This is a genomic window from Streptomyces iakyrus (assembly GCF_000717055.1).
GTDB lineage: Bacteria > Actinomycetota > Actinomycetes > Streptomycetales > Streptomycetaceae > Streptomyces > Streptomyces iakyrus.
This window is the reverse complement of sequence record NZ_JNXI01000029.1, coordinates 1-20,814: the sequence shown is the minus strand read 5'-3', so window position 1 is coordinate 20,814 and position 20,814 is coordinate 1. Positions and strand designations below refer to the sequence as shown.

17 protein-coding genes are annotated in these 20,814 nt (G+C 67.8%); 6 read left to right on the top strand and 11 right to left on the bottom strand.

Features of this window, described 5'->3' with window-relative positions; genetic code table 11:
* Positions 1–63: 63 nt before the first annotated feature.
* The 7 genes from OO68_RS35715 to OO68_RS35685 all read right to left on the bottom strand — a co-directional run bounded on the left by OO68_RS35715 (position 64) and on the right by OO68_RS35685 (position 6,921).
* Positions 64–573 (bottom strand): DUF3291 domain-containing protein, encoded by a 510-nt coding sequence (locus OO68_RS35715; RefSeq protein ID WP_033313516.1) that lies wholly within the window; start codon positions 571–573, stop codon positions 64–66.
* Between the two features lie 62 nt (positions 574–635).
* Positions 636–2,096, bottom strand: coding sequence for a penicillin-binding transpeptidase domain-containing protein (locus OO68_RS35710; protein WP_033313515.1), 1,461 nt, complete (start codon positions 2,094–2,096; stop codon positions 636–638).
* On the bottom strand, positions 2,093–3,457 hold the full coding sequence (locus OO68_RS35705) for an FtsW/RodA/SpoVE family cell cycle protein (RefSeq protein ID WP_033313514.1): 1,365 nt from the start codon (positions 3,455–3,457) through the stop codon (positions 2,093–2,095). The genes OO68_RS35710 and OO68_RS35705 overlap by 4 nt, the downstream gene beginning before the upstream one ends.
* Before the next feature lie 52 nt (positions 3,458–3,509).
* Positions 3,510–3,968 carry an SH3 domain-containing protein gene (locus OO68_RS35700; RefSeq protein WP_033313513.1) on the bottom strand — a complete coding sequence of 153 codons (459 nt, stop codon included), beginning with the start codon at positions 3,966–3,968 and terminating at the stop codon, positions 3,510–3,512.
* 98 nt (positions 3,969–4,066) lie between these two features.
* On the bottom strand, positions 4,067–5,374 hold the full coding sequence (locus OO68_RS35695) for an ATP-binding protein (RefSeq protein WP_033313512.1): 1,308 nt from the start codon (positions 5,372–5,374) through the stop codon (positions 4,067–4,069).
* A complete protein-coding gene (locus OO68_RS35690) occupies positions 5,371–6,195 on the bottom strand; it encodes a hypothetical protein (RefSeq protein ID WP_033313511.1) in 825 nt (274 codons plus the stop codon). Before OO68_RS35690 ends, OO68_RS35695 begins: the two co-directional genes overlap by 4 nt.
* Before the next feature lie 222 nt (positions 6,196–6,417).
* Positions 6,418–6,921 (bottom strand): protein-tyrosine phosphatase family protein, encoded by a 504-nt coding sequence (locus OO68_RS35685; protein ID WP_033313510.1) that lies wholly within the window; start codon positions 6,919–6,921, stop codon positions 6,418–6,420.
* Positions 6,922–7,040: 119 nt separating this feature from the next.
* Here OO68_RS35685 and OO68_RS35680 point away from each other — a divergent pair, with 119 nt between their 5' ends.
* Positions 7,041–7,844 carry a nuclease-related domain-containing protein gene (locus OO68_RS35680; RefSeq protein WP_033313509.1) on the top strand — a complete coding sequence of 268 codons (804 nt, stop codon included), beginning with the start codon at positions 7,041–7,043 and terminating at the stop codon, positions 7,842–7,844.
* Positions 7,845–8,037: 193 nt separating this feature from the next.
* Here OO68_RS35680 and ligD read toward each other — a convergent pair whose 3' ends face one another.
* On the bottom strand, positions 8,038–8,919 hold the full coding sequence (gene ligD, locus OO68_RS35675; RefSeq protein WP_033313508.1) for a non-homologous end-joining DNA ligase: 882 nt from the start codon (positions 8,917–8,919) through the stop codon (positions 8,038–8,040).
* Between the two features lie 63 nt (positions 8,920–8,982).
* Between ligD and ku the strand changes: the two genes are divergently transcribed.
* Complete coding sequence (gene ku / locus OO68_RS35670; protein ID WP_450270078.1) at positions 8,983–10,026, top strand: non-homologous end joining protein Ku; 1,044 nt, start codon at positions 8,983–8,985, stop codon at positions 10,024–10,026.
* A gap of 43 nt (positions 10,027–10,069) precedes the next feature.
* The gene (locus tag OO68_RS35665; RefSeq protein WP_078625660.1) at positions 10,070–10,978 is read left to right on the top strand and encodes an MBL fold metallo-hydrolase; all 909 of its coding nucleotides are present in this window, start codon (positions 10,070–10,072) and stop codon (positions 10,976–10,978) included.
* A gap of 17 nt (positions 10,979–10,995) precedes the next feature.
* Here the strand turns inward: OO68_RS35665 and OO68_RS35660 are convergent, their stop codons facing one another.
* Positions 10,996–11,469, bottom strand: a complete 474-nt coding sequence (locus OO68_RS35660) for an Asp23/Gls24 family envelope stress response protein (protein ID WP_033313572.1) — start codon at positions 11,467–11,469, stop codon at positions 10,996–10,998.
* A gap of 231 nt (positions 11,470–11,700) precedes the next feature.
* On the opposite strand from OO68_RS35660, the gene OO68_RS35655 reads away from it, so the two are divergent.
* A complete protein-coding gene (locus tag OO68_RS35655; protein ID WP_033313506.1) occupies positions 11,701–12,144 on the top strand; it encodes a DUF7144 family membrane protein in 444 nt (147 codons plus the stop codon).
* Positions 12,145–12,553: 409 nt separating this feature from the next.
* On the opposite strand, the gene OO68_RS46465 is transcribed toward OO68_RS35655, so the two are convergent.
* Entirely contained in the window at positions 12,554–13,432 is an 879-nt protein-coding gene (locus tag OO68_RS46465) for a hypothetical protein (RefSeq protein ID WP_157852790.1), read from the bottom strand.
* A gap of 1,023 nt (positions 13,433–14,455) precedes the next feature.
* Between OO68_RS46465 and OO68_RS35650 the strand changes: the two genes are divergently transcribed.
* Positions 14,456–14,752: a hypothetical protein gene (locus tag OO68_RS35650; RefSeq protein WP_033313505.1), complete on the top strand. Its 297-nt coding sequence runs from the start codon at positions 14,456–14,458 to the stop codon at positions 14,750–14,752.
* A gap of 842 nt (positions 14,753–15,594) precedes the next feature.
* Positions 15,595–18,999: a PIN domain-containing protein gene (locus tag OO68_RS35640; RefSeq protein ID WP_157852789.1), complete on the top strand. Its 3,405-nt coding sequence runs from the start codon at positions 15,595–15,597 to the stop codon at positions 18,997–18,999.
* Positions 19,000–19,361: 362 nt separating this feature from the next.
* Here OO68_RS35640 and OO68_RS46460 read toward each other — a convergent pair whose 3' ends face one another.
* The gene (locus tag OO68_RS46460) at positions 19,362–20,387 is read right to left on the bottom strand and encodes a hypothetical protein (protein WP_157852788.1); all 1,026 of its coding nucleotides are present in this window, start codon (positions 20,385–20,387) and stop codon (positions 19,362–19,364) included.
* Positions 20,388–20,814 lie beyond the last annotated feature (427 nt).

The following is a 20,814-nucleotide window of genomic DNA, read 5'->3' as shown; positions in this document are numbered from 1 at the left end:
GTCAGCAAGCTCGTCAATCCCCTGTGCGCCACTTGTTGACCCGATGTCTACTCCGGGCGCCCGTCAGAGCGCGCAGCCCAGCCCCTCCGGCACCTCTCCGATCAGCGGCTGGGCGCCCTGGGGCGGGAACTGCGTCCGCAGTGTGAAGGCGTACGGCGTCGGGCCGTGGGTGCGGATGTGCAGCAGACGGGACTCCGCCTCGGCCACGGTCGGGCGGTGACCGGCCGGCACCCACCACAGGGTGACCATGGCCTCCTCCACCCGCTCGAACCACTCACGCCGCCGGGCGAGCATCTCGCGGTGCCTGCCCTGGTACATGTACGCCGTCAGCGAGTCGGCGTCGCGCCACACCGACATGTTGAGGATCAGCCAGGAGTCGCCGAAGACGGGCACGTCCGTGGCGTTGCCGCTGTCGCTCTGCAGGCGCCACACGAAACCGTCGGCCGCGTCGGCGTCGGCGTTCACCGGATCCAGGGCGTCGACGAAGTCCTTCAGCTGCGGTGAGTCCAGCGGGGCCTTCAGGCGGGCGATGTTGACCTCGGCGAGTTCGTACGGGGCAGTGGGCTCAGTCATGGACCGAACGGTAGGTCGGGCATTTTCCGGCCGGTAGTCCCGTCTCACCAACCGGGCAACGGTCAGGGCGACTTGAGTACCGCCTCCATCACCGCCCGCGCGATCGGCGCCGCGTCACCGCCGCCGCTGATGTCCCCGCGCTCCGCGTCCGCGTCCTCCACGACGACCGCGACCGCCACCCGCGCCGCCAGGTCGCGGTCGCCCTGCGCCCAGGAGACGAACCAGGCGTACGGCGTCCCGGAGTTGCCGAGGCCGTGCTGGGCGGTGCCGGTCTTGCCGCCGACCTCGGCGCCGCGGATGGCGGCCTTGCGCCCGCCGCCGCTCTCGACCACGTCCCGCATCATCGTCCGCAGCCGGACGGCGGTGGACGGGTACATCGCCTGGCGGATCGCCCGCGAACCGGCCGTCACGAGGGTGCTGCCGCCCGGCCGGGTCGTGCGCTCCACCAGATACGGGTCGCGCACCTGGCCGCCGTTGGCCACGGCCGCCGCGACCATCGCCATCTGCAGCGGTGTGGCACGGGTGTTGTACTGGCCGATCGACGACAGCGCCAGCTGGGCCTTGTCCAGCGTGGTGTCGAACGTGGACCGGGCCACCGGGAAGGGGATCCTCAGTCCCCCGTTGTTGAAGCCGAACGCCTGCGCCGTGGCCGTCATGTCCCGCCCGCCCACCTCCACACCGAGCTTGGCGAACACCGTGTTGCAGGAGAGGGTGAAGGCCTCGCGCACGGAGGCGTCCTTGCAGCTCTTCGACGCGTTGGTCAGGCGCGTCCGCGTCCCGGGCAGCCGGTAGGGGTCGGGGGAGTCGGTCGGTGCTTCGAAGTCCGTGACGACACCGGAGTCCAGCGCCGCTGCCGCGGTGACGACCTTGAAGGTCGAGCCCGGCGGGTACGTCTGCCGCACCGCCCGGTTGAGCAGCGGGCGGTCCTCGTCCGCGTTGAGCCGCGCCCAGGCCCGGGCCGCGGCCGAGCCGTTGCCGGACAACGGCTGGGGGTCGTAGGACGGGGCGGACACCAGGGCCAGGATCCGGCCGGTCGACGGCTCCAGCGCCGCCACCGCGCCCTTGCGGCCCGCGAGCCCCCGGTACGCGGCCTCCTGCGCGGCCGGGTGGAGGGTCGTGACGACGTCTCCGCCGGCGTTGCGCGCCCGCGTGAAGTCGTTCCACAGCGGGAACGGCGCCAGCATCGGATCCGCGCCGGACAGCACGCCGTCCTCGGCGCTCTCCAGCAGCGTCGTCCCGTAGAGCTGGGAGGCGAAGCCGGTGACCGGGGCGTACATCGGGCCGTCGGTGTAGGTCCGTTCGTAGCGCAGGTTCTCGCGGGTGTCCCGGGAGCCGGTGACGGGCCGCCCGCCGACCACGATGTCCCCGCGCGGCTGCTCGTAGCGGGAGATGTCGGGGCGCCGGTTGCCCGGGTTGCGCTCGTACGACGGTGCCTGGACGACCTGGACGCGCGCCGCGTTCAGCAGCAGCGCCACCAGCAGCAGGACGCAGAAGTATCCGGCGTGCCGGATGTGCCGGGTCACCGGGCGTCCTGCCCGTCGTACCCGCGCCGGGCCGAGTCGCTCACCCGGACCAGCAGCGCCACGATCGCCCAGTTGGTGACCACCGACGAGCCGCCCTGCGCCAGGAACGGCATCGCCATGCCGGTCAGCGGGATCAGCCCGGTCACCCCGCCCGCGATCACGAACACCTGGAGTGCCACCAGAGAGGCGAGGCCGACCGCGAGCAGCCGGCCGAAGGGCTCGCGCTGCGCGAGACCCGCACGGAAGCCGCGCTCCACCAGCAGGCCGTAGAGGAGGAAGACCGCGGCGATGCCGGCCAGGCCGAGCTCCTCGCCCGCGGTGGCCAGGATGAAGTCCGACTTCACGGCGAAGCCGATGAGGTACGAGTGGCCGAGTCCGAGGCCCGTGCCGAGCAGGCCGCCCTCCGCGAAGGCGAACAGCGACTGGGCGAGCTGGTTCGCGCCCTCGCCCGCCTCGATGGACGCGAAGGGGTGCAGCCAGGTCTCGATCCTGCTGTGCACGTGCGGCTCCAGCCGTCCCACGGCGACCGCACCCAGCGCGGCCAGCAGCAGGCCGACCGCAATCCAGCCGGTGCGGCCGGTGGCCACGTAGAGGAGCACCACGAACAGGCCGAAGAACAGCAGCGAGGTGCCGAGGTCGCGCTCCAGGATCAGCACGCCGACGCTGACCAGCCAGACGGCGACGATCGGGCCGAGCACGCGGCCGGTGGGGAGCTGGAGTTTCCAGACGCGGCGGCCGGTGTAGGCGAGCGCGCTGCGGTTCGCCGCCAGGTACGCGGCGAAGAACACCGCCAGCAGCACCTTCGCGAACTCGCCCGGCTGGATGGAGAACCCGGCGATCCGGATCCAGATGCGGGCCCCGTTCACCGCCGGGAACAGGATCGGCAGCGTGAGCAGGACCAGGGCCGCGATCACGCCGACGTACGTGTAGCGCTGGAGCACCCGGTGGTCGCGCAGCAGCAGGACGACCAGGATGAACAGGGCCACGCCCAGGGTCGACCACACCAGCTGGGCGGGCGCCGCCCGGTCCCCGGGGGTCTCCAGGTCGAGCCGGTAGATCAGCACCAGGCCGAGTCCGTTGAGGAGCACTCCGATGGGCAGGAGCAGCGGGTCGGCGTACGGGGCCCGCAGACGTACCGCCAGATGGGCCAGCAGCGCGAGTACCCCGAGCCCGGCGCCGTAGCCCGCGGCACCGGGCGGCAGCGTCCCGTGCCGGGCGAGGCCCACGGCGCAGTAGCCGTACACCGACAGCAGGACGGCCAGCACGATGAGGGCGAGTTCGATGCCCCGGCGCCGGGGGAGGCGGCGGACGGCGGGCGGGGGCGGGTCCGCCGTCGCCACGGTGATTCCGGCCTTGCTCATGTCCGGAACTTACCCAAACCGTGCATCTTGTGTGCCTTTGGGGGACCGAGTGTCAGCACCAGCGTGGCGCGGGGCCGATGTTGTCGATGTACCGGGCCGCGCCCCAGGCCCAGGTGCCGTCCGTCAGCAGGTACCAGCGCGGATTGCCCCGCACGGTCTCGCCGCCCGTCTTGCAGAAGATCTTGACGACGTCGCCCCGGTGGGCGAACCGGATGATCCGCGAACCGCGGTTGGGGGCGCTGCGCAGTGCCAGGGTGTCCGCCGTGACGACGCCCTCGTAGAGGCGCTGGTCGTGGTGGCCGTTGCCGTTGCCGCCTTGGCTGTTGCCGCCGTTGCCGTTCCAGCCTTGTCCGTTGCCGTTCCCGCCGTTGGGGTCGTGGTGGCCGTTGCCGCCGCTCGGGTCCCAGTCGTCGTACGCGGAGGCGGGCGTGACGGCGGCCGCGGCGGCGAGGAGCCCGGCGGCGGTGGCTATCGAGAGACGGCTGCGCAGGGACATGGGGGCTACCTCCATGCGGGGCGAGGGTGCCGAAGCTGACTTATCGCCACATTAGGAGCGCCCAGGGGGCATCGCCCTTCACGCTGGGCCATAGGAGAACGGGCCCCGGGCCCTCACTCCGCCGCCAGCTTCAGGGTGGCCACCGCCCCGCCCTCCGGCGCGTTCGCGAACTCCAGCCGCGCTCCCAGCACCTCGGCCTGCCCCCGCGCGATGGTCAGCCCCAGCCCGTGCCCGCGCGTACCGCCCTCCGTGCGGAACCGCTGCGGCCCGTGGGCGACCAGGTACTCGGGGAACCCGTCCCCGTGGTCGCGAACGGTCACCACCGGACCGTCCACGGTCAGCACCACCGGCCCCCGCCCGTGCTTGTGCGCGTTCGCCACGAGGTTGCCCAGCACCCGCTCCAGCCGCCGCCGGTCCGTCTCCACGGACACATCCCGTACGACCCTGACCTCCGTGCCGTTCCCCGCCGCCCGCACCGCCCGCTCGGCCAGCGGCCCCAGTCGCTCGGTGTCCAGCTCCACCCGCTCCCGGCCGGTGTCCAGCCGGGAGATCTCCAGCAGGTCCTCGGTGAGCGTGCGCAGCGCCGCCACCCGGTCGCGGACCAGCTCCGTGGGACGGCCCGGCGGCAGCAGCTCGGCCGCCGCGTGCAGCCCGGTCAGCGGCGTGCGCAGTTCGTGCGCGACATCCGCCGTGAAGCGCTGCTCGGCGAGGAGCTTGCCCTGGAGCGAGGCCGCCATGGAGTCCAGCGCGGCGGCGACCGCGGCCACCTCGTCCTGCGGGCCGGCTTTCCTGCGCGGGCCCGTGCGCGAGCCGGCTTGCGGGCCTGTCCGCAGGCCGGTGCGGGGACCCGTGCTGGGGCCCGTGCGGGGGTCGTTCACGCGCGCGTCCAGATCGCCCGCGCTGATCCGCCGCGCGACCAGCGCCGTGGTGTGCAGCCGTCGCGTCACCCGCGTCACCGCGAACGCCCCGACCAGCAGCGTCGCCCCGATCGCCAGGCCCGACGACCACAGGATCGCCCGGTCCAGGCCCTCGATCGTGCGGGCCTGCTGCGAGTAGTCGACCGCGACGGCCAGCGCCCGCTCGCCGTCGACGGGACCCGCCGCCCACATCGTGGGGCGTCCCTCCCGTTCGGCGACCATCGTGCCGCGGTCCCCGGCCACCGCCAGGTCCCGCAGCTCCCCGGGCAGCTCCGGCGGGTCCACCCCGGCGCCCCGCCGCAGCGTGTCCCCGGCCTCGTACCGTTCCGTCGCCTGCGTCAGCCGTTGCAGTGCCTGGTCGCGGGCCTGGCCGACGGTCTGGTTCGTCACCTGCACGTGCACCAGGACGCCGAGCAGGGCCGCCAGGGCGCAGCACATCACCGTGATGAAGGCGGCGGCCTTCGCGGCGAGCGTCCCGGACCACGGGGGCAGCACGGGCCTCATCCGCCGCTCACCGAGGCAGAAGCGGACGCGGAGCCGGACGGGGCGGACCCGGAGCCGGACGGGGCGGACCCGGAGCCGGACGGGGCGGGCCCGGAGCCGGACGGGACGGCGCCGGGGGAGGCCGACGGAGGCCGGGAGTGCTTGCGCGGGCCGGTGCGCAGCATCTCGTCGTGGGTGAGGAGCATGGCCCGCTGGTCCCGGTCCCAGGTCCACTGCAGGCGGTACTCGTAGCCCGCGACCTCCGACGGCGAGCGGATCACCAGGGAGCGCCCGGCCAGCTCGACACCGCTGAGCGCGTCCTCCCAGGCCATCACCTGCACCAGCCGGTGCTTCTCGACGGTGTAGACGCGGACCGCGGTCGTCTTGCCGGGCAGCAGCGGGAAGCCCAGGGTCAGGTCGTCGCGGCCGTCGCCGGTCAGGTCCCGGTAGTACGGCCTGAGCACCGGGCACCTCCCGTGCCCCGGGCCCTTCGCGCAGCCGGCCATCCTGCGCTTGGTGTCGCGGTAGGGCGCGTCGCCGCCGTCGTACTCGCCGGGGTGCCGGGCGATCTCGGCCCGGACGATCCCGACCGGGTCCACCCGGCGGATGTCGTCGCCGGGGACCTCCACTCCCTTGACCACCTCGGTGTTCACCTCGCCGATCTCGAAGGCCGGGCTCGACGCCGGGGTCAGCTCCGGCCAGAGCCGGGCCGGCCCCTGCGCCGTCGGGGTCGACCCCGCGCCCTCCAGCCCCCCGGCGTCCCCGCAGCCCACGGCGGCGGCCAGCAGGAGGGCGACGACGGCGAGGCGACGGGCGGCCTGTCCGGGGCGGCTGAGGGGCACTGCACTCCTGGCGTTCGTGGGCGATCACACGGGCGGACGCGACCGTCGGCCGCGTACACCTTATTCATGGGGAAGTCCCATTTTGCGCGAGAGGGCGGCCGGATGTGCGCGCCCGCGGGCGGGAAGCCGTACGGGTGGCGGGCTTCTCGAGGAGCTGCCGGGCTGGTCGGTGAGCTGCCGGGCTTCGAGGTGAGCTGCCGGGCTGCTCGGTGAGCCGCCGGGCTACTCGGTGAGCTCCTCCAGCAGCCGGGCCGTGGCCAGCCCGGCCCGCAGGTACTCGACGAACAGGTCGTTGTGCAGCGCCCAGGGCGAGCGGCGGTCCCGGATCAGCCGGATCGCCGCCTCGGCGGAGCTGCCCTGGCGCATCAGCGCGTGCGCGACGACCAGACCGGAGCGGTTGTACCCGTGGTAACAGCGGACGAGAACCCTGCGGCCCTCGCTCAGCGCCTCGCACGCCGCCTCGGCCAGCCGGATCACCCCGGCGAGCTGCGTCCCGTCCAGGGGACCGTCGGGGATGGGCCACACATGGTGCCGGACGCCGGGATCGGGCCCGTGCCCCGGCAGTCGCAGCAGCGTCTGCACGAGGTCGAACTCGTTCCGCACGACGGCGAACTCCAGGCGCCCCAAGGCCCCCGTGTACTCGTGACCGCCCATCCAGAGCCCGGGGACGACCTCGCTCCACGGACTCTCCGGAGCGGGCACGTCGGGTTTACTGCGGGTACGCAACGGCGCCTCCCCACGTCTACCGCCCGAGGGTCCGCGGGCAGGCCCAACTCCTCTCCAAGGTAACCGGGTTCTTGCCCCCGCAGCACCCCGCCTGTTCCCATGGACTGGGGTGATGGTGCATGAACGGACTGCGCGTCATACCGACCTGGCGGCACGGCCGGGAACGGCTGTACGTCTGCCTCCCGGACGGCAGGAACATCGCCTGGTACGACCGTGAGGCCGCCCGGGTGAACCTGCTCGGCCAGGACCGCGAGGACGACGTCCTGCGGGCCCTCGGCCCCTTCATCACCGGCCCCGTGACCGTGGGGCCGCCCCCGGTGCCGACCCCCGCCGAACTGGCCCGTCTCGCCCTCCACCCCGACGACGACCTGGCCCCCAACCGCCCAGGCGAGGCCCTCGTCGTCGCCCTCGACCGCGACCCCGGTCCCACTCACCGGCTGCGCCCCGACCCGCGCCGCAGGGCCCTGGCCGCCGAGCAGACGGTCGGCGACGCCCTGGACCGCCTCGACGGGGCCGGCTGGCACGCCCTGCACTCCGTGCCACTCCCTGGCGGCGACCGCATCCACCACCTGCTGATCGGCCCCGGCGGCCTCTACGCCGTCCACTCCCTCCACGCCCGCAGGCAGCGCGTCCGCATCGCCGACCCCATGATCACCCTGGGCCGCCGCGACCCGTACCCCCTCCTGCGCCGTGTCCGCTCCGACGCCGACCGCGTTTCCTACGCCCTGACGGCGGAGGTCCGCCCGGTGCTCGCCCTGGTGGACCCGGCGACGCTGTCGGTCCCGGCCGCCCCACGGGAGGTCCAGGTCCTGACGGCCGCGGAGGTGGAGGGCCTGTCCCGGCGGGGCGGCGTCCTGAAACCGGCGGACGTGGAGGCCCTGCATGCGATGGCCCGCGACCGGAACACGTGGACGCGGGTGTGAGGATGCGCCACGACCGGAACACGTGGACGCGGGTGTGAGGGGGCGCCGTGACCGGAACACGTGGACGCGGGTGTGAGGATGCGCCACGACCGGAACACGTGGACGCGGGTCTGAGAGCCGCTGCCGGCGCCGACCGGGCGGGACACGGCACCTGACCACGGCGACGCCCGTCGGGAATCCGTCGGCCGTCCGGCTATGGGAGCGTCCCGGCCGTGTCCGCGTCCAGCAGGGGAGCCAGCAGGTCGCCGTAATCCTGGACCCGCGGGGCGATGTCGACCGCGTGGAAGTCCAGCCGGCCGGGTGCCCGGCACTCCTCGACCTCCCCCCAGGTCACCGGGGCCGAGACGGTCGGCTCGGGGCGGGCCCGGAGGGTGTAGGGGGTCGCCGTCGTCTTGCGGGCGGCGTTCTGGCTCCAGTCGACGAAGACCTTCCCCGGGCGCAGGCTCCTGGTCATCCGGTGCAGCGCGAGGCGGGGCATGGCCTTCTCGGCCTCGACGGCGAGTGCCTTGGCGTACTCGGACACGCGCTCGGAGGACGCCCCCCGCACGGCGGCCAGCAGATGCAGCCCCTTCGAGCCGGAGGTCTTGGCGTAGGTCTCGATGCCGTCGGCCGCGAGCCGCTCCCGCAGCCACAAGGCGACCTCGCAGCACTGCACGATGCTCGCCGGCGCCCCCGGGTCGAGGTCGAACACGATCCGGTCGGCTTCGTCCGGGGTGTCGACGAGCCACTGGTGGGTGTGGAACTCGGCCACGAGGTTCGCCGACCACATCAGGCTCGGCAGATCCTGCACCAGGACCATCCGCGAGGGCCCCTCGGCCCGTGGCACCTCGGCGGTGGTGACCCACTCGGGCGTACCCGGCGGCACGTTCTTCGTGAAGAACACCTGCCCGTCCGGACCGTCCGGGTACCGCAGGAAGGACACCGCCCGGTCCCGCAGATGGGGCAGCAGGACCTCGGCGACGGTCGCGTAGTAGTGCAGCACCTCGCCCTTGGTGAAGCCGGTGGCGGGATACAGCACCTTCTCCAGATTGCTGAGAGCGAGCCGTCGCCCCTCCACCACTGTGATAGGCGCCATACGATAAGAATCCCACGCAAACCATGACGAACACTCCCGAGCGTGACCGGAAGGGTGCAGCACGTGAGATCCATCTGGAACGGCGCCATCTCGTTCGGCCTGGTCAGCATTCCGATCAAGCTGGTGAATGCCACCGAGAGCCACTCGATCTCCTTCCGCCAGATCCACACCGAGGACGGCGGCCGCATCCGCTACCGCAAATTCTGCGAACTGGAGGACCGTGAAGTCACCCAGGGGGAGATCGGCAAGGGCTACGAGGACGCGGACGGCACGATCATCCCGATCACCGAGGAGGACCTGTCCAGCCTGCCCATCCCGACGGCGAAGACGATCGAGATCGTGGCCTTCGTCCCGGCGGACCGGATCGACCCGCTCCAGATGGACGCCGCGTACTACCTCCAGGCGAGCGGTGCCCCGGCAGCGAAGCCGTACACGCTGCTGCGCGAGGCCCTCAAGCGCAGCAACAAGGTGGCGATCGCGAAGTTCGCCCTGCGCGGGCGCGAGCGCCTGGGCATGCTCAGGGTCGTCGGCGAGGCCATCGCCATGCACGGCCTGCTCTGGCCGGACGAGGTCCGCGCCCCTGAGGGCCTGGCCCCGGACACCAACGTCACCGTCCGCGACCAGGAACTGGATCTGGCCGACGCGCTGATGGACACCCTGGGCGAGGTCGACCTGGAGGACCTGCACGACGAGTACCGCGAGGCAGTGGAGGAGGTCATCGCGGCTAAGGCCGCCGGCGAGGCCCCGCCCCAGGCCCCGGAACCGGCCACGGGCGGCAAGGTCCTGGACCTGATGGCGGCCCTGGAGAGCAGCGTCCGCGCGGCCCGCGAATCCCGGGGCGAGGACGCCGAGCACGCCGAGGTCAAGTCGCTCCCGCAGCGCAAGACGGCCCGCGCGGCCCCCAAGCAGACCGGCGGCAAGAAGTCGACGTCCACCGCGAAGAAGACGGCGGCCAAGAAGACCACGGCGGCGAAGAAGTCGACGGCCAAGTCGGGCCAGGGGCAGGGACAGGGACAGGGGCAGGGGACGACCAAGAAGACGGCGTCGAAGAGCACCGCCAAGAAGACGACGGCGAAGAAGTCGACCCCGCGCAAACGCTCGGCCTGACGGTTCCCATGCGTACCCCCTTCAGGGAAAACCGGAGGGCACCATGCCGCAGCCAAAGAACCACCACGACGGGCAAGACCACCACGACCGGCGGGACCACCACTCTCACCTCACCGGCGACGCGATCGACATCCACTTCATCGGTAATGCGACGGTGCTGCTGTCGTACGGCCCGCTCACCCTCCTCACCGACCCGAACTTCCTGCACCGAGGGCAGTACGCCTACCTCGGACACGGCCTGCTGACCCGCCGCCTGACCGAACCCGCCCTCGACGTGCACGAGTTGCCCCGTCTCGACGCGGTCGTGCTGTCCCACCTGCGCGGCGACCACTGGGACCGCCGCGCCCGCCGGCACCTGGACCACACGGTGCCGATTCTGACCACACCGCACGCGGCCCGCCGCCTCAGGACCGTGCACGGGTTCCACCGCACGGCGGGGCTGCGCACCTGGAAGGCGCTCACCCTCCGGCGCGACGGCGCCGAGGTGACGGTCACCGCCCTGCCGGCCCGGCACGCCGGCCACGCCGTGCTGCGCAGGCTGCTGCCCCCGGTGATGGGAAGCATGCTGGAGTTCGGCCCGGCCGGTGGGCCGCCCCGCATCAGGCTCTACATCTCGGGCGACACACTCGTCTACGACGGCCTCGACGAGATCACCGACCACTTCCCGGCCGCCGACCTCGCCGTCCTCCACCTGGGCGGCACGCGCCTGCCCGGGGGCTTCGTCGTCACCATGGACGGCGCGCAGGGAGCCGAACTCGCCCGTCGCATCGACCCCCGGCTCGTGCTGCCCGTGCACTACGGGGACTACACGGTGATGCGCTCGCCGCTTTCCGCGTTCCTGGCCGAGGCCGAGGCCGACGCCATCGGCCTCGGCGACCGGATCGTCCACTGCGGCCACGGGGAGCACGTACGCGTGCCGTGCGGCCCCGGGGCGGCCCCGGAGGTCTACTGACCCCGGGCCTCCGGCCCTCAGGCCACCCGCCTGCCCTCCTGCTGCTCGGACTCGTCCTCCTCTTCGTCGGGCAGATGGACATCGTCGACGGCGATGTTGACCTCCACGACCTCCAGACCCGTCATCCGCTCCACGGCGTTGACGACGTTCGTCCGGACGTCCGCCGCGGTGTCGGCGATGGCGGCGCCGTACTCGACGACCACATCGAGATCGACGGCGGCCTGACGCTCGCCGACCTCGACCTTCACCCCCTGGGTGACCCCACTGCCCCCGCCCGGCACCCGCTGACGCACAGCCCCGAAGGCCCTGGTCATTCCTCCGCCGAGGTTGTGCACCTCGGGAATCTCCCGGGCCGCCATGCCCGCGATCTTCGCGACGACCGTGTCCGCGATGGCGGTGTTCCCACGGGTGCCGGGAGCGCCCTTCCCGCCCTGCGATGTCGCCCCGTCCTGCCGGCCCGCTGTGTTCCTGCGCTGAGTGGTCTCCGTCATGACCGTCACCTCGATGATCGGTGAGGGGATGAGCAGCGTCGTTCCTCTCCACGGTAGAACAATGGTGCGTTTGGGGCGAAAGTGGTGCCTTGTTCTGCGATCGCGTGCTTCACCCTTCCCGGGTGAGGCGTCCCCCATCCCGCCCGTGCACGCTGAAAACGGATGACGTTGGCGCACGCGGGCGACAGGGGGGCGACACGGGGGGGTGACCGGGGAAGCGAGGGAGCCGGCATGACCACCACACACCCGGACAGCGCCCGTACGTCACTGCGGGAATGGGCCACCGGCGTGACCGTCTTCGCGGCCATCATGCTCATGCTCGGCGGCATTCTCGACATCATGCGCGGCATCGCGGAGATCGCCGAGGACGACGTCTTCGTCTCGACGCGGAACTACGTCTTCGCGTTCGACCTCACGGCCTGGGGCTGGATCCACCTCACCCTGGGCGTGATCGCCTTCGCCGTCAGCTTCGGCCTGTTCATGGGGTCAACATGGGCGCGCGTCCTCGGCGTCATCATCGCCGGCCTCGTCATCATCGCCCACTTCCTCTCCCTGCCGTACTTCCCGCTCTGGTCGATCATCATGATCACCGTCTCGGGCTTCATCATCTGGGCGCTGTGCGCGATGCGAAAGGATGACGCGTTCGTCCCGTTCGAGAGCCCTCGGAGCATGTGAGCCACAACGAGAAGAGGGCGGGAGCCAGTGACCCGACTCCCGCCCTCTTCTGTCGACATCCACCCAGGTCTCGATTCAACTCCGAACGCAGACCAGGCGAGTGCCCCCGGCAGGATTCGAACCTGCGCACACGGCTCCGGAGGCCCCTTGCGTCCTGGATAGAGCAGCAGGTCACTGCCCTGCCCATGCCAGGTCGGGTGGGCTCAGTCCACAAATAGTCCACGACCCACTGTGCCCCTAGAACCAACCAGTTGACCGGCGTCACTGAAGCTGCCGCTGGCAAGTGGAAAAATATTGCCATGACGGCGTGCTCGTGCCCCCCCGCTATCAGGGTTGATGGGTGCCGCCTTGCGGGACACGCTCCGAATCTTTCACTTTCCTGTGCTTTGAGAAGAACCGGTTTCGAGACTCATGACTTCCATACGAAGGCGCGGCCCTTAGTTTCGAGAAGCACGAGAGAGGTATGAATTCGCAACGCCTGATGGCTATTCACCTCGTACAAATAGTACATTCCTTGATTTGTGCCTAGATAGAAAAGCGGCCCACCTTTCTGCCACCCCTCCTTTTTCAGGTTTGGGCTAACCCAGCTCAATCTGGCAGGCTTTGCCTCCAGTCCCATAACCCCTTCACTTCCGGACACCCATGGCAACATGATATTCCATGAAGATATTCTGACGCAGCTACAGGGGAGCTCCTCGCCTCTCCAAACGAAACCAGCCGCGCGATAGCCGAGGGCGCCTGCCGCTCCGAAAACAGCGGCCACAAGAATTGCCACAAGTACACTAATTCCAGCCCACCGCCCTTTTAGCCAATGAGTCACTTTCTCCGAAATTTCCGGGACGCCCTGTAGTGATTTTGCCGTGTACGCACAGAATATAAACAAGGTCGCCATAACGCCAAGAGCCACCCAGCGGTTCGATGCTGGCAAAAATGGAATCAAAAGCGCGTATGCCAGCGGGGGGGTAAAGGCGGACCATGTTGGCCCGTGTTTGCGAACCATGGTGATCGCGCTAAGTGGGACTATCAGGCAGATTGCGGTGAGTACGAGTATCACCCCTGCCACCCTTCCCAGGGTCAGCGCAGGAGTCAAACCGACGTCTTCCGGAGTCAATCCAAGACGTGCATAAAACGCCGCCTGAGCGAAGCGAGTTGTTCCGTAGATGAGGAGCCCAATGATGGTCACCAGGGCAGCCAGTGAGGATATAAGATCCGTCCATCTCGGACAACGTTCGTCATTGCTCGCAATGTCCGAATTGGTTTCACCTTGAGTCTTTGCGTCGTTGTCCATAAGAAGATCCTCTCGTTATGGCACGCTGACAGACTACGATCCGAGATTTCCTCCCGACACTTAACGAGGACCAAACGAGCAGAGGGCAGCCGGGCGCCTCAGTGGGTCAGGTCCCTGGACTGGGCTCACTGCGACTCGCGCTCTCATGCTTGGGAAGCAGCTGTGGGCATTTGGGGGCGATCGGGGCGCTGACCTGGGCGGCCGGATGGCGACTTCTTCGGGCAGGGACGCCTTCACCGTGATTCCCCGCTAGATCGGGTGCGCTTGTGGTGCGCGCCTGTCGCCCGCAAGACTCGGATGGTCGTCACTCAGTTTTGGGAAGCTCGGGCTCTTTGGCAACAGTCCCTGCGCTCACCTGCGGCGAAGTGGCAGGGAGGCCTGCCTGACCGTCGACCTGGCACCCGCCATTCCCCGCACGATCTGGCACGCACGTGGCACGTGGGGCCTCGATCGGTTGCGCCCTTGCAGTCGTTGACCATGTGCTTAGAAGATGCGGGCAGGGCGTCGAGGGCCGGTCGGATCGCCTCGTCCCGCTACCGTGCTGGGCCGCTGAGTGCCGCTGACGCTCGTCCTGGAGCGGGCCGCCGACAAGCTGCGTCACCGTCACCCGCTCAGGGGTGAGGACACTGCACTGGTCCGCCCGTGCGTACTGGCGCACGAGGCGCGCGCCGCCCGGCGGCTCCCGACGGTCGTGATTGCTCCGTACCTGCCGACCGACGCTTGGTCGACACTCCAGGGGGCTCACTGATGCCCAAGCGGCGGCAGACCCTTGGCCCGGGCGCCACGGCCATCCCGTATTGCTCGACTGCTTGCCAGATCGGCACCCACCAGGCGTGCACGGAGTCCACTACGGATTTTCCACCGAGAACTGGAGCCGGCCGAATGCACGAGTCGCATCAAGTAGTCGACCTCGGCACCGGTCGACCTTCCATTGATCTACGAGGCTTGTGGCTGCGTTTGCCACTCGGCATGCAATGGCGCGTCGGCGCCCGACATGGAGGCCACCGAGGGGCGGGTGCAGCGATGACGTCACGGGACGATCTGAGACTTCTCCCGTGGGCCGGGCCGGACGGCAAACCGTGCTACCTGAGCGCCGACGACCAAGGCGGCTACGTTTCCCGCCTGGCGGACCACATCGAGGCGTACCAACTCGGTATGGCGTCTCAACTGCTGCAGTATGCACGTCAGGTGCTCGACGACGAGACTGAAGAGCTGGAGGAGTTGCAAGTTCTTGCAGCCCAGCTGACCAGTGCACTCCGGGACGTGCTGCGCGTAGCGACCAGCCGCGGACGTAGGCCGGTCACGCCTGGACGCCCCTGAGCGGCAGCCCTGTGAACGAGAGGGAGCCTCGGCAATTATCCGGGGCTCTCTGTTCTTCTCCAGTCATCTACGTGCAGTGCCAGTGCTCGTACGGGAGACCGTTACCAGAGGCGCTCAGGCTTCATGGGCTCGTCCTCGACCTCAGCCCACTCCACATCTACGTCTGTGTACTGCGCGGACGTCTCTGCCCAGCGGTGGTCCCAGGTCGTGTGGCTACGAACTGTTGCTGTTCGGCTTGCCCTGTGTGAGGGCTGGACACCTACGACTCCGGGCTCCGCCTCCCACCTCGACCAGTCCGTCGGCTTCAAGCTTTTGTGCTGCTGATCAGGTGTCTTGCCGCTATCTTCTCATTAGAGGGCTGATGAAGGCACTCACCGTTCTTCGGTACAGAACGGGTGTTGACGAAGGATCGGTGAGTAGGTGGCTATGGCGGGGACTGGGCGCATTTGGATAGCGGTGACGGTTGCGCTGACCAGCGTGGCGACCGTTGGGCTGGTCCTGGTCGCCGTTTTCGCGGACCCTGACACGACAGAGCGGACCGTAGGGGTGGCAGGTGCGGTTGTCGCGATGCTCGGCTTGCTGGTCTCTCTGATCGCGTTGTTCCGAAGTCCAGGAGGCGGGAGCGCGGGTGGGCGCCGCGTGCGGGGCGGCCGCCGATCGGTCGTGGCGGGCGGTGACATCACTGGCTCCGCGATAGGGAAAAACTCGAAGGTGACCGGCCCCCAGTCGTCGCCCAGTCGTACTGCGGCGAGGCGGAATGCGGATGACGTGCGAGCGGGTCGCGACGGGATCGCCGCTGGTGGTGACATCACAGACAGCGCTCTCGGGGAAGGCAGTGAACGGTGACGCCGTTCTCCTGGATTCGTCGCAAGGGTAGAACCTCCTCTCTGGGAAGTGAAGAAGCACCGGTCGAGGACGCACCGACGGTTCTCGCTGGCCCCGGCGCGGTGGCGGCTGGCGGAGCAATCATCGGTTCTGCGGTGGGTGACAACAGCCACGTCACATACATCGACAAGCAGTACGTGACCGACGGCAGCGCCTCGCTAAAGGCGGCTCATGCCGCTTTCGAGAAGGCGCTAGCCACGTTGCCACCGTTACTCCAAGAGGAAGCTCGCCAGTTGTGTGATCACTGGCCTGACGTGGAAGCGGTGGTCAACAACCTTCCCTCTGGTAGGTCTGCGCGGAACGACATACTCGAGCAATGGGCCAAGCATGAGCCACCCTGGCTCTCCAACGCCCCTATCCGCGCGCTTCCGTGGCTTGGCCAATTGGCCTCCGCTTACGATGCCGAGAGTGCCTCATTCTCGTTCTATGACCGGGCCGTACGCGAGGGGGGCTATCCTCGCGACCTCTTGATCGTCCAGGCTGCCCTACAGGCAGAAACATTGACCGAGGGCAGCGCCCGTTCATACCTAGCGGCCCATGTAGGCCTCGACTCGCCATTGGTCCACTCCGTGTGGTCCGCCCTCGATAAGGACTGGGACGCAGCCCTGGACCACCTGAACCGGTGGACTGATCCTGCTGGCAGCGGACAGGCTCTGCAACGTCTCCTACGGGCGCGGATCCTCCTGGCGCAGGATCGAATTGACCAAGCTCTGCCACCTCTGCGTGAAGCAGATTTCGCACGTTTTCCTCAGCTCGGGCTGGAACTTGCACAGGCTCTGCTCCAGCGAGCCAGGCGCCGTGCCACTCGCAATAGGCTCGCTGACGCGCAGGAAGCTCTGGCTGTTGCACTCCGAGTGCGTAACGCACGTCGAGAATGGTTCGGTGACAGCGCGGAGGCAGTCGTCCTTGCAATGCGGGCCGCAGTATCCAGCCAGGATCTGGCAACCGCGTGGGCGATCTGCCAGCCGGCTCCAGAAGGGGACGCTAACGCGCAAGAAGCGGAAGATCCTCGGGTATTGGGGGAAAGTGCCCTGATTGCGGCGCTGACGGGCCGCGAACAGCGTGCGCATGAACTGTTGGCCGTGGTGACTAGCCGGTTTATACGCGCACAGGTGCTGGCTGTGCTCGAGGAACGCCGGGCTGACAGCAGCGAGGATGAGCGGGTAGCGGAGGCTTGGCAACGCACTTGGGACGCAGCGAGATCGGGACCCGACCAGTTGATGGCGGCAATGGGGCTGGTGGAGTCCGGGCAGGCCCTGCCCGATCTCTCTCACCTGAAGGACGACTATCCCGAGGCGGTAGCTGATCTAGAGAAGCTTGCCCACGCCGTCAGCGGCACAGCAGGCGGCGACCTGTCGCTTCTGCGTGCCAACGCGAACCAGAACCCGACGATCGCCGTGAAACTGGCGCAGCGCTACCAGCAACTCGGCGATCCCGAGAAGGCTGCGGCCACCCTGCAGGAGTCCGCGACGCACTTGCGTGACCCGCAGCTGATGACATTGGCCGCTCGTGGCTTCCAACGCGCCAGGAACTACGAGAAGGCCAAAGAATGTGCTGATAGTGCCCTGCGGATTGCCGGCCCGGGTTGGGCTGCGCAGGGCGCCATGTACGAGTTGCTCGTTGAGACGGAATCCGCCGCAGGAAACTGGGAGCAGGCCACAGATGCGGCCATCACACTCCTACGCCTAGACCCGCACAACCTCGACGCACGCTGGGCCCTAGTGAAGTGCTATGTCACACGGGCACAGCCCGACGAAGCGTGGCAGACACTCGCCGAACTTGGCGAAGCGGCCGCGCCACGACGCCGCGACGAAGCGATCCTGTGGGTCCAGCTCGGCGCCCGTTTTTCTGCTGATCCGCAATTTGTGGGCCGAGCGCTGGAACTGATGCAGAACTGGCCACAGGACGAAGAGTTGCTGGGGCGCTTCCTGGCAGCTCTCCTTTGGCGAACAACTACGACGCAACCCATGACCGCGGAGGCGGCTGAACTTCTGCGTGAAGCGAGCTCCAATTACTTGGAACGCTTCCCCAATAGTGTGTATTTCCGCGCTCTCGATGCCAGCGATCCGGGCGTGTTACTCGAAGAACTTGGCCGGAGTCTGCGCCGCGAGTACGAAGATGAGGACCGCCGCGAGCTCCGAGAACGCATCGCGCAGGGCCAGCTCCCTGTAGGGATGCTGGCCCTGATGAACGGCCGATCTTACGCCGAGGTGTGTGTACGGCTCACCGAGGAACCTCCCGGCCTCTTCGCATCCGACCCGACGTCGGCCGCGTGGGAAGCAACTGCCGTTCAGGCTGCGCTGACCGGGCGGGTGGTCATGGATTCGAGCGCAGCGGTGTCTCTCGCCCTGTTGGAGCCGGGTACCGCCGAACGGCTCCTCGGCTCCTGCCAGAGCATCGTGACAACTGACCAGATCGTTGGCGACGCCTTCCACGCCCTCGAGTCCTTCGCCCTGCGGTCCGATGCCATGGTGGTTTGGAATGAGGAAGAGGCACGGGCAACTCTTCATGTTGCTCCGGAGGAACAGATGAGTGCCCTGCGAAGGACACTCGAGCGTGCCGCTGATCTAGTTCGTCAACTACCGCGGGTGGCGCGGCCGGAGCTGCGCGCATTGCCGGGGATGCCTGCGGACCGTACCCCACAGGCATGGCTTACGGCCTTGGACCACGCCAAGGAGCACAACTTGGTGTTGTGGTGCGACGACCGAGCTCTGCGCACAGTTGCCCGGTCAGTGGGCGTGGCTGCATTCGGAACGCTTGCCCTGATCGACGCGTGCCAGCGCGAGGAGATCGTGGCACCGCAGGAGGCAATGGTTCTGAGGGCCGAACTCCTCCGGCACTATTACATGGATATACCCTTCTCCAGCGAGCTGTATGGGTTCGCCGCACAAGCCGACGGATGGCAGGCGCGAGCCGTAGCTGCAGCGATCGCACGGCCGACGGCTTGGACTGATGCGCAGGCCGTGGTGCGGCTGGTCCTCAACGCGGCCGCGAAGGTCATCGTTTCTGAACCGAACCATGCTGCTGCATGGCTGGCAGCTGCGTATGTGGGCCTTTGGCGAGCAACGCTGCCCTCCCACAGGGCTGCCAACCTGCAAACGTTCTCCATCCAAGCCGTGACCCAGCCCTGGGTCTCCGCTTCATCATTGCCCTTCCTTCTTACGGGTCTGCGCAACGGCGCCGCAGAGGTCCAAAGCGGTGACGGGCCCCTGATGGCCGCTTTGGCTCGCTACTACGGCCAGCTAGTTGGACAGCTGGGTCATCCTGAGGCAGGGACAGAGTTCATGAGCCTCTTCAGTCAAGCTGCCGCAGCCGACAAGTCCGCAGCGGCACGCATCGTGATTACGTACCGCGACAACTAGGATTTTTTGACTTGGATCACCTGGCGGAGTCGGAGGAAGATGGCCAGGATGCACAGTCCGGCCTGGGAAATGGTGCGGACTTCTCATAGCGAGTTGCCATGCCTCTCCGAGGCTTGGGGCAATTGCTGTGAGGTGAGCCGGCTGCAGTCTCGGTTCAGCCACAACTGATCATCGGCGGCTGTGACCTGCGACCGCCTTATCGATCAACGTCCTGACCTGCTGCTGAGCTGTCGGCAGCTGTCGGCGTTGGTCATCGTTGAGCGCCCTTCCAGGGCCCGAGGACGGCCCGGGAGGGCGCTCCTGTGCGAGCACGTATGAGGGGCTGGATGCCCCTTGGCTTGCACTGTGTGCGATGCCGAATCTTATTTTGCGTCACTGTGCCTGCCGTAACGGCCTACATAGCTATTCAAATCAAATCGCACCAAGGATTCAAGCTTTTTAGCCTCAGTGGTGTCATCGTAATATCCGACAAGTCCGTGCTTTTTCAGTTTACTTTCCATCGCCCGAAATGCGACAAGCTGTTCGGCAGTAGTTGTTTTCGGCAGATCCTTATCGGCGATGTACACCTTAACTGGCTTTCCCTGATCGTTCGCCTTTGTGATCTCCCCTACCGTTCCAGAGATGGCCTCTTCTGTCGGCCTGCCCGCATATCCCCAGAAAACAGCAAGAAGTATATGAGCCCTTTCCAGTACTTCCCTGTCAATGGTCGACTGGGCCGGAATGCCGTAGTCTCTTGGCGCGTCTACTTCCCAGCGCATCGGGTGAAGATGTATGCCCCAGTGTAGTGAGTGATTCGAGTTCCATGAATTGATCTCATTCTTGATTCTCTCTACCTCCTTGAGTGCCTCGGGGTTGCTAGGTGAGGCAATCATCACGTCCAGTATCCTTGCGGACCTTCCGAAGTTAGGGGCATCACCCCCTCGGGTTCGGGTCACTCTATTTACGTGCTGCGGGGTAGCGGGAAGGCAAGTGTTTATCACGTCCAGTCTGCTCTGTATAGCCTCTGTGAACAGGCGAAGGTAAGATTCGAGCGAAACCTTTCCGTTGATTACTTCGGATAGGCTATATTCCGGCGGCTTGCGCAGCCCTTTGATAGTCCTGAAAGTATCGCGAGGGAGGTCCGAGGCTGCGAGCCGGTCGACATGGAATGTCCACTTGCGTACCCTGGTGTAGAGCTTTTCTGTTTCTGGTGATATCGCCAGAGACACGGCAACTTTGAAGTCTTCCGGAAGGTCAGGATGGAGTGTGCCCTCCTCCGCGTAAACTTGGGCGGCTCTGACTGTGGCTTCAAGTTCCTGCAATAGCTTCCGGCCCTCGCGATGCCTCTGCTTGAGGATCTTGATGAGCTCGGGGGGGAATCCGCCATTCGGCAGGGTATCCGCAGTCAACTTTGCGACCTCCCGGAAGGGGCTGCTCTATAACCCACGGTAGGGCCAGCAGGCTTCGCTGTCTTGTCGAGTAGCCGCAGGAAGATCGAGGTTTTGGGTGCGGTGGCTGTACCCTTGAATCCCTAAGCACTCTCTGCGGAGGAATGGCGCTGTCGACTGACTCGGTGACTGTGGAGCGCGGTCGGTGGAGCGGCTTTGGGCTGGAGCTGATTTGGCGCGAGTGATCATGGCCCATTACGCTAGCCAGCGGATCGGGCAGGTCTCTGAGCCTGCCCGTTAGTGCCCGATTTTGGGCCATGATCTTCGAGGCTCGCGCAAAATTGGCTGCCTAACTGGCTGTTCTCTATCCGTTCGCATGGTCGGCCCGATTCGAACGGAGTGCTGGATCGGGTGAGTTGGCCGGTGCGGAGGCATGACAGAAGGGCCT

Bases quoted from the DNA above. Each gene is read 5' to 3' on its own strand.
- OO68_RS35680 (WP_033313509.1), top strand. From the start codon at position 7,041: ATGAACGGACTGCGCGTCATACCGACCTGGCGGCACGGCCGGGAACGG.
- OO68_RS35705 (WP_033313514.1), bottom strand. From the start codon at position 3,457: ATGAGCAAGGCCGGAATCACCGTGGCGACGGCGGACCCGCCCCCGCCC.
- OO68_RS35660 (WP_033313572.1), bottom strand. From the start codon at position 11,469: ATGACGGAGACCACTCAGCGCAGGAACACAGCGGGCCGGCAGGACGGG.
- OO68_RS35715 (WP_033313516.1), bottom strand. From the start codon at position 573: ATGACTGAGCCCACTGCCCCGTACGAACTCGCCGAGGTCAACATCGCC.
- OO68_RS35655 (WP_033313506.1), top strand. From the start codon at position 11,701: ATGACCACCACACACCCGGACAGCGCCCGTACGTCACTGCGGGAATGG.
- OO68_RS46465 (WP_157852790.1), bottom strand. From the start codon at position 13,432: ATGGACAACGACGCAAAGACTCAAGGTGAAACCAATTCGGACATTGCG.
- OO68_RS35695 (WP_033313512.1), bottom strand. From the start codon at position 5,374: ATGAGGCCCGTGCTGCCCCCGTGGTCCGGGACGCTCGCCGCGAAGGCC.
- OO68_RS35700 (WP_033313513.1), bottom strand. From the start codon at position 3,968: ATGGAGGTAGCCCCCATGTCCCTGCGCAGCCGTCTCTCGATAGCCACC.
- OO68_RS35650 (WP_033313505.1), top strand. From the start codon at position 14,456: ATGACGTCACGGGACGATCTGAGACTTCTCCCGTGGGCCGGGCCGGAC.
- ligD (WP_033313508.1), bottom strand. From the start codon at position 8,919: ATGGCGCCTATCACAGTGGTGGAGGGGCGACGGCTCGCTCTCAGCAAT.
- OO68_RS35665 (WP_078625660.1), top strand. From the start codon at position 10,070: ATGCCGCAGCCAAAGAACCACCACGACGGGCAAGACCACCACGACCGG.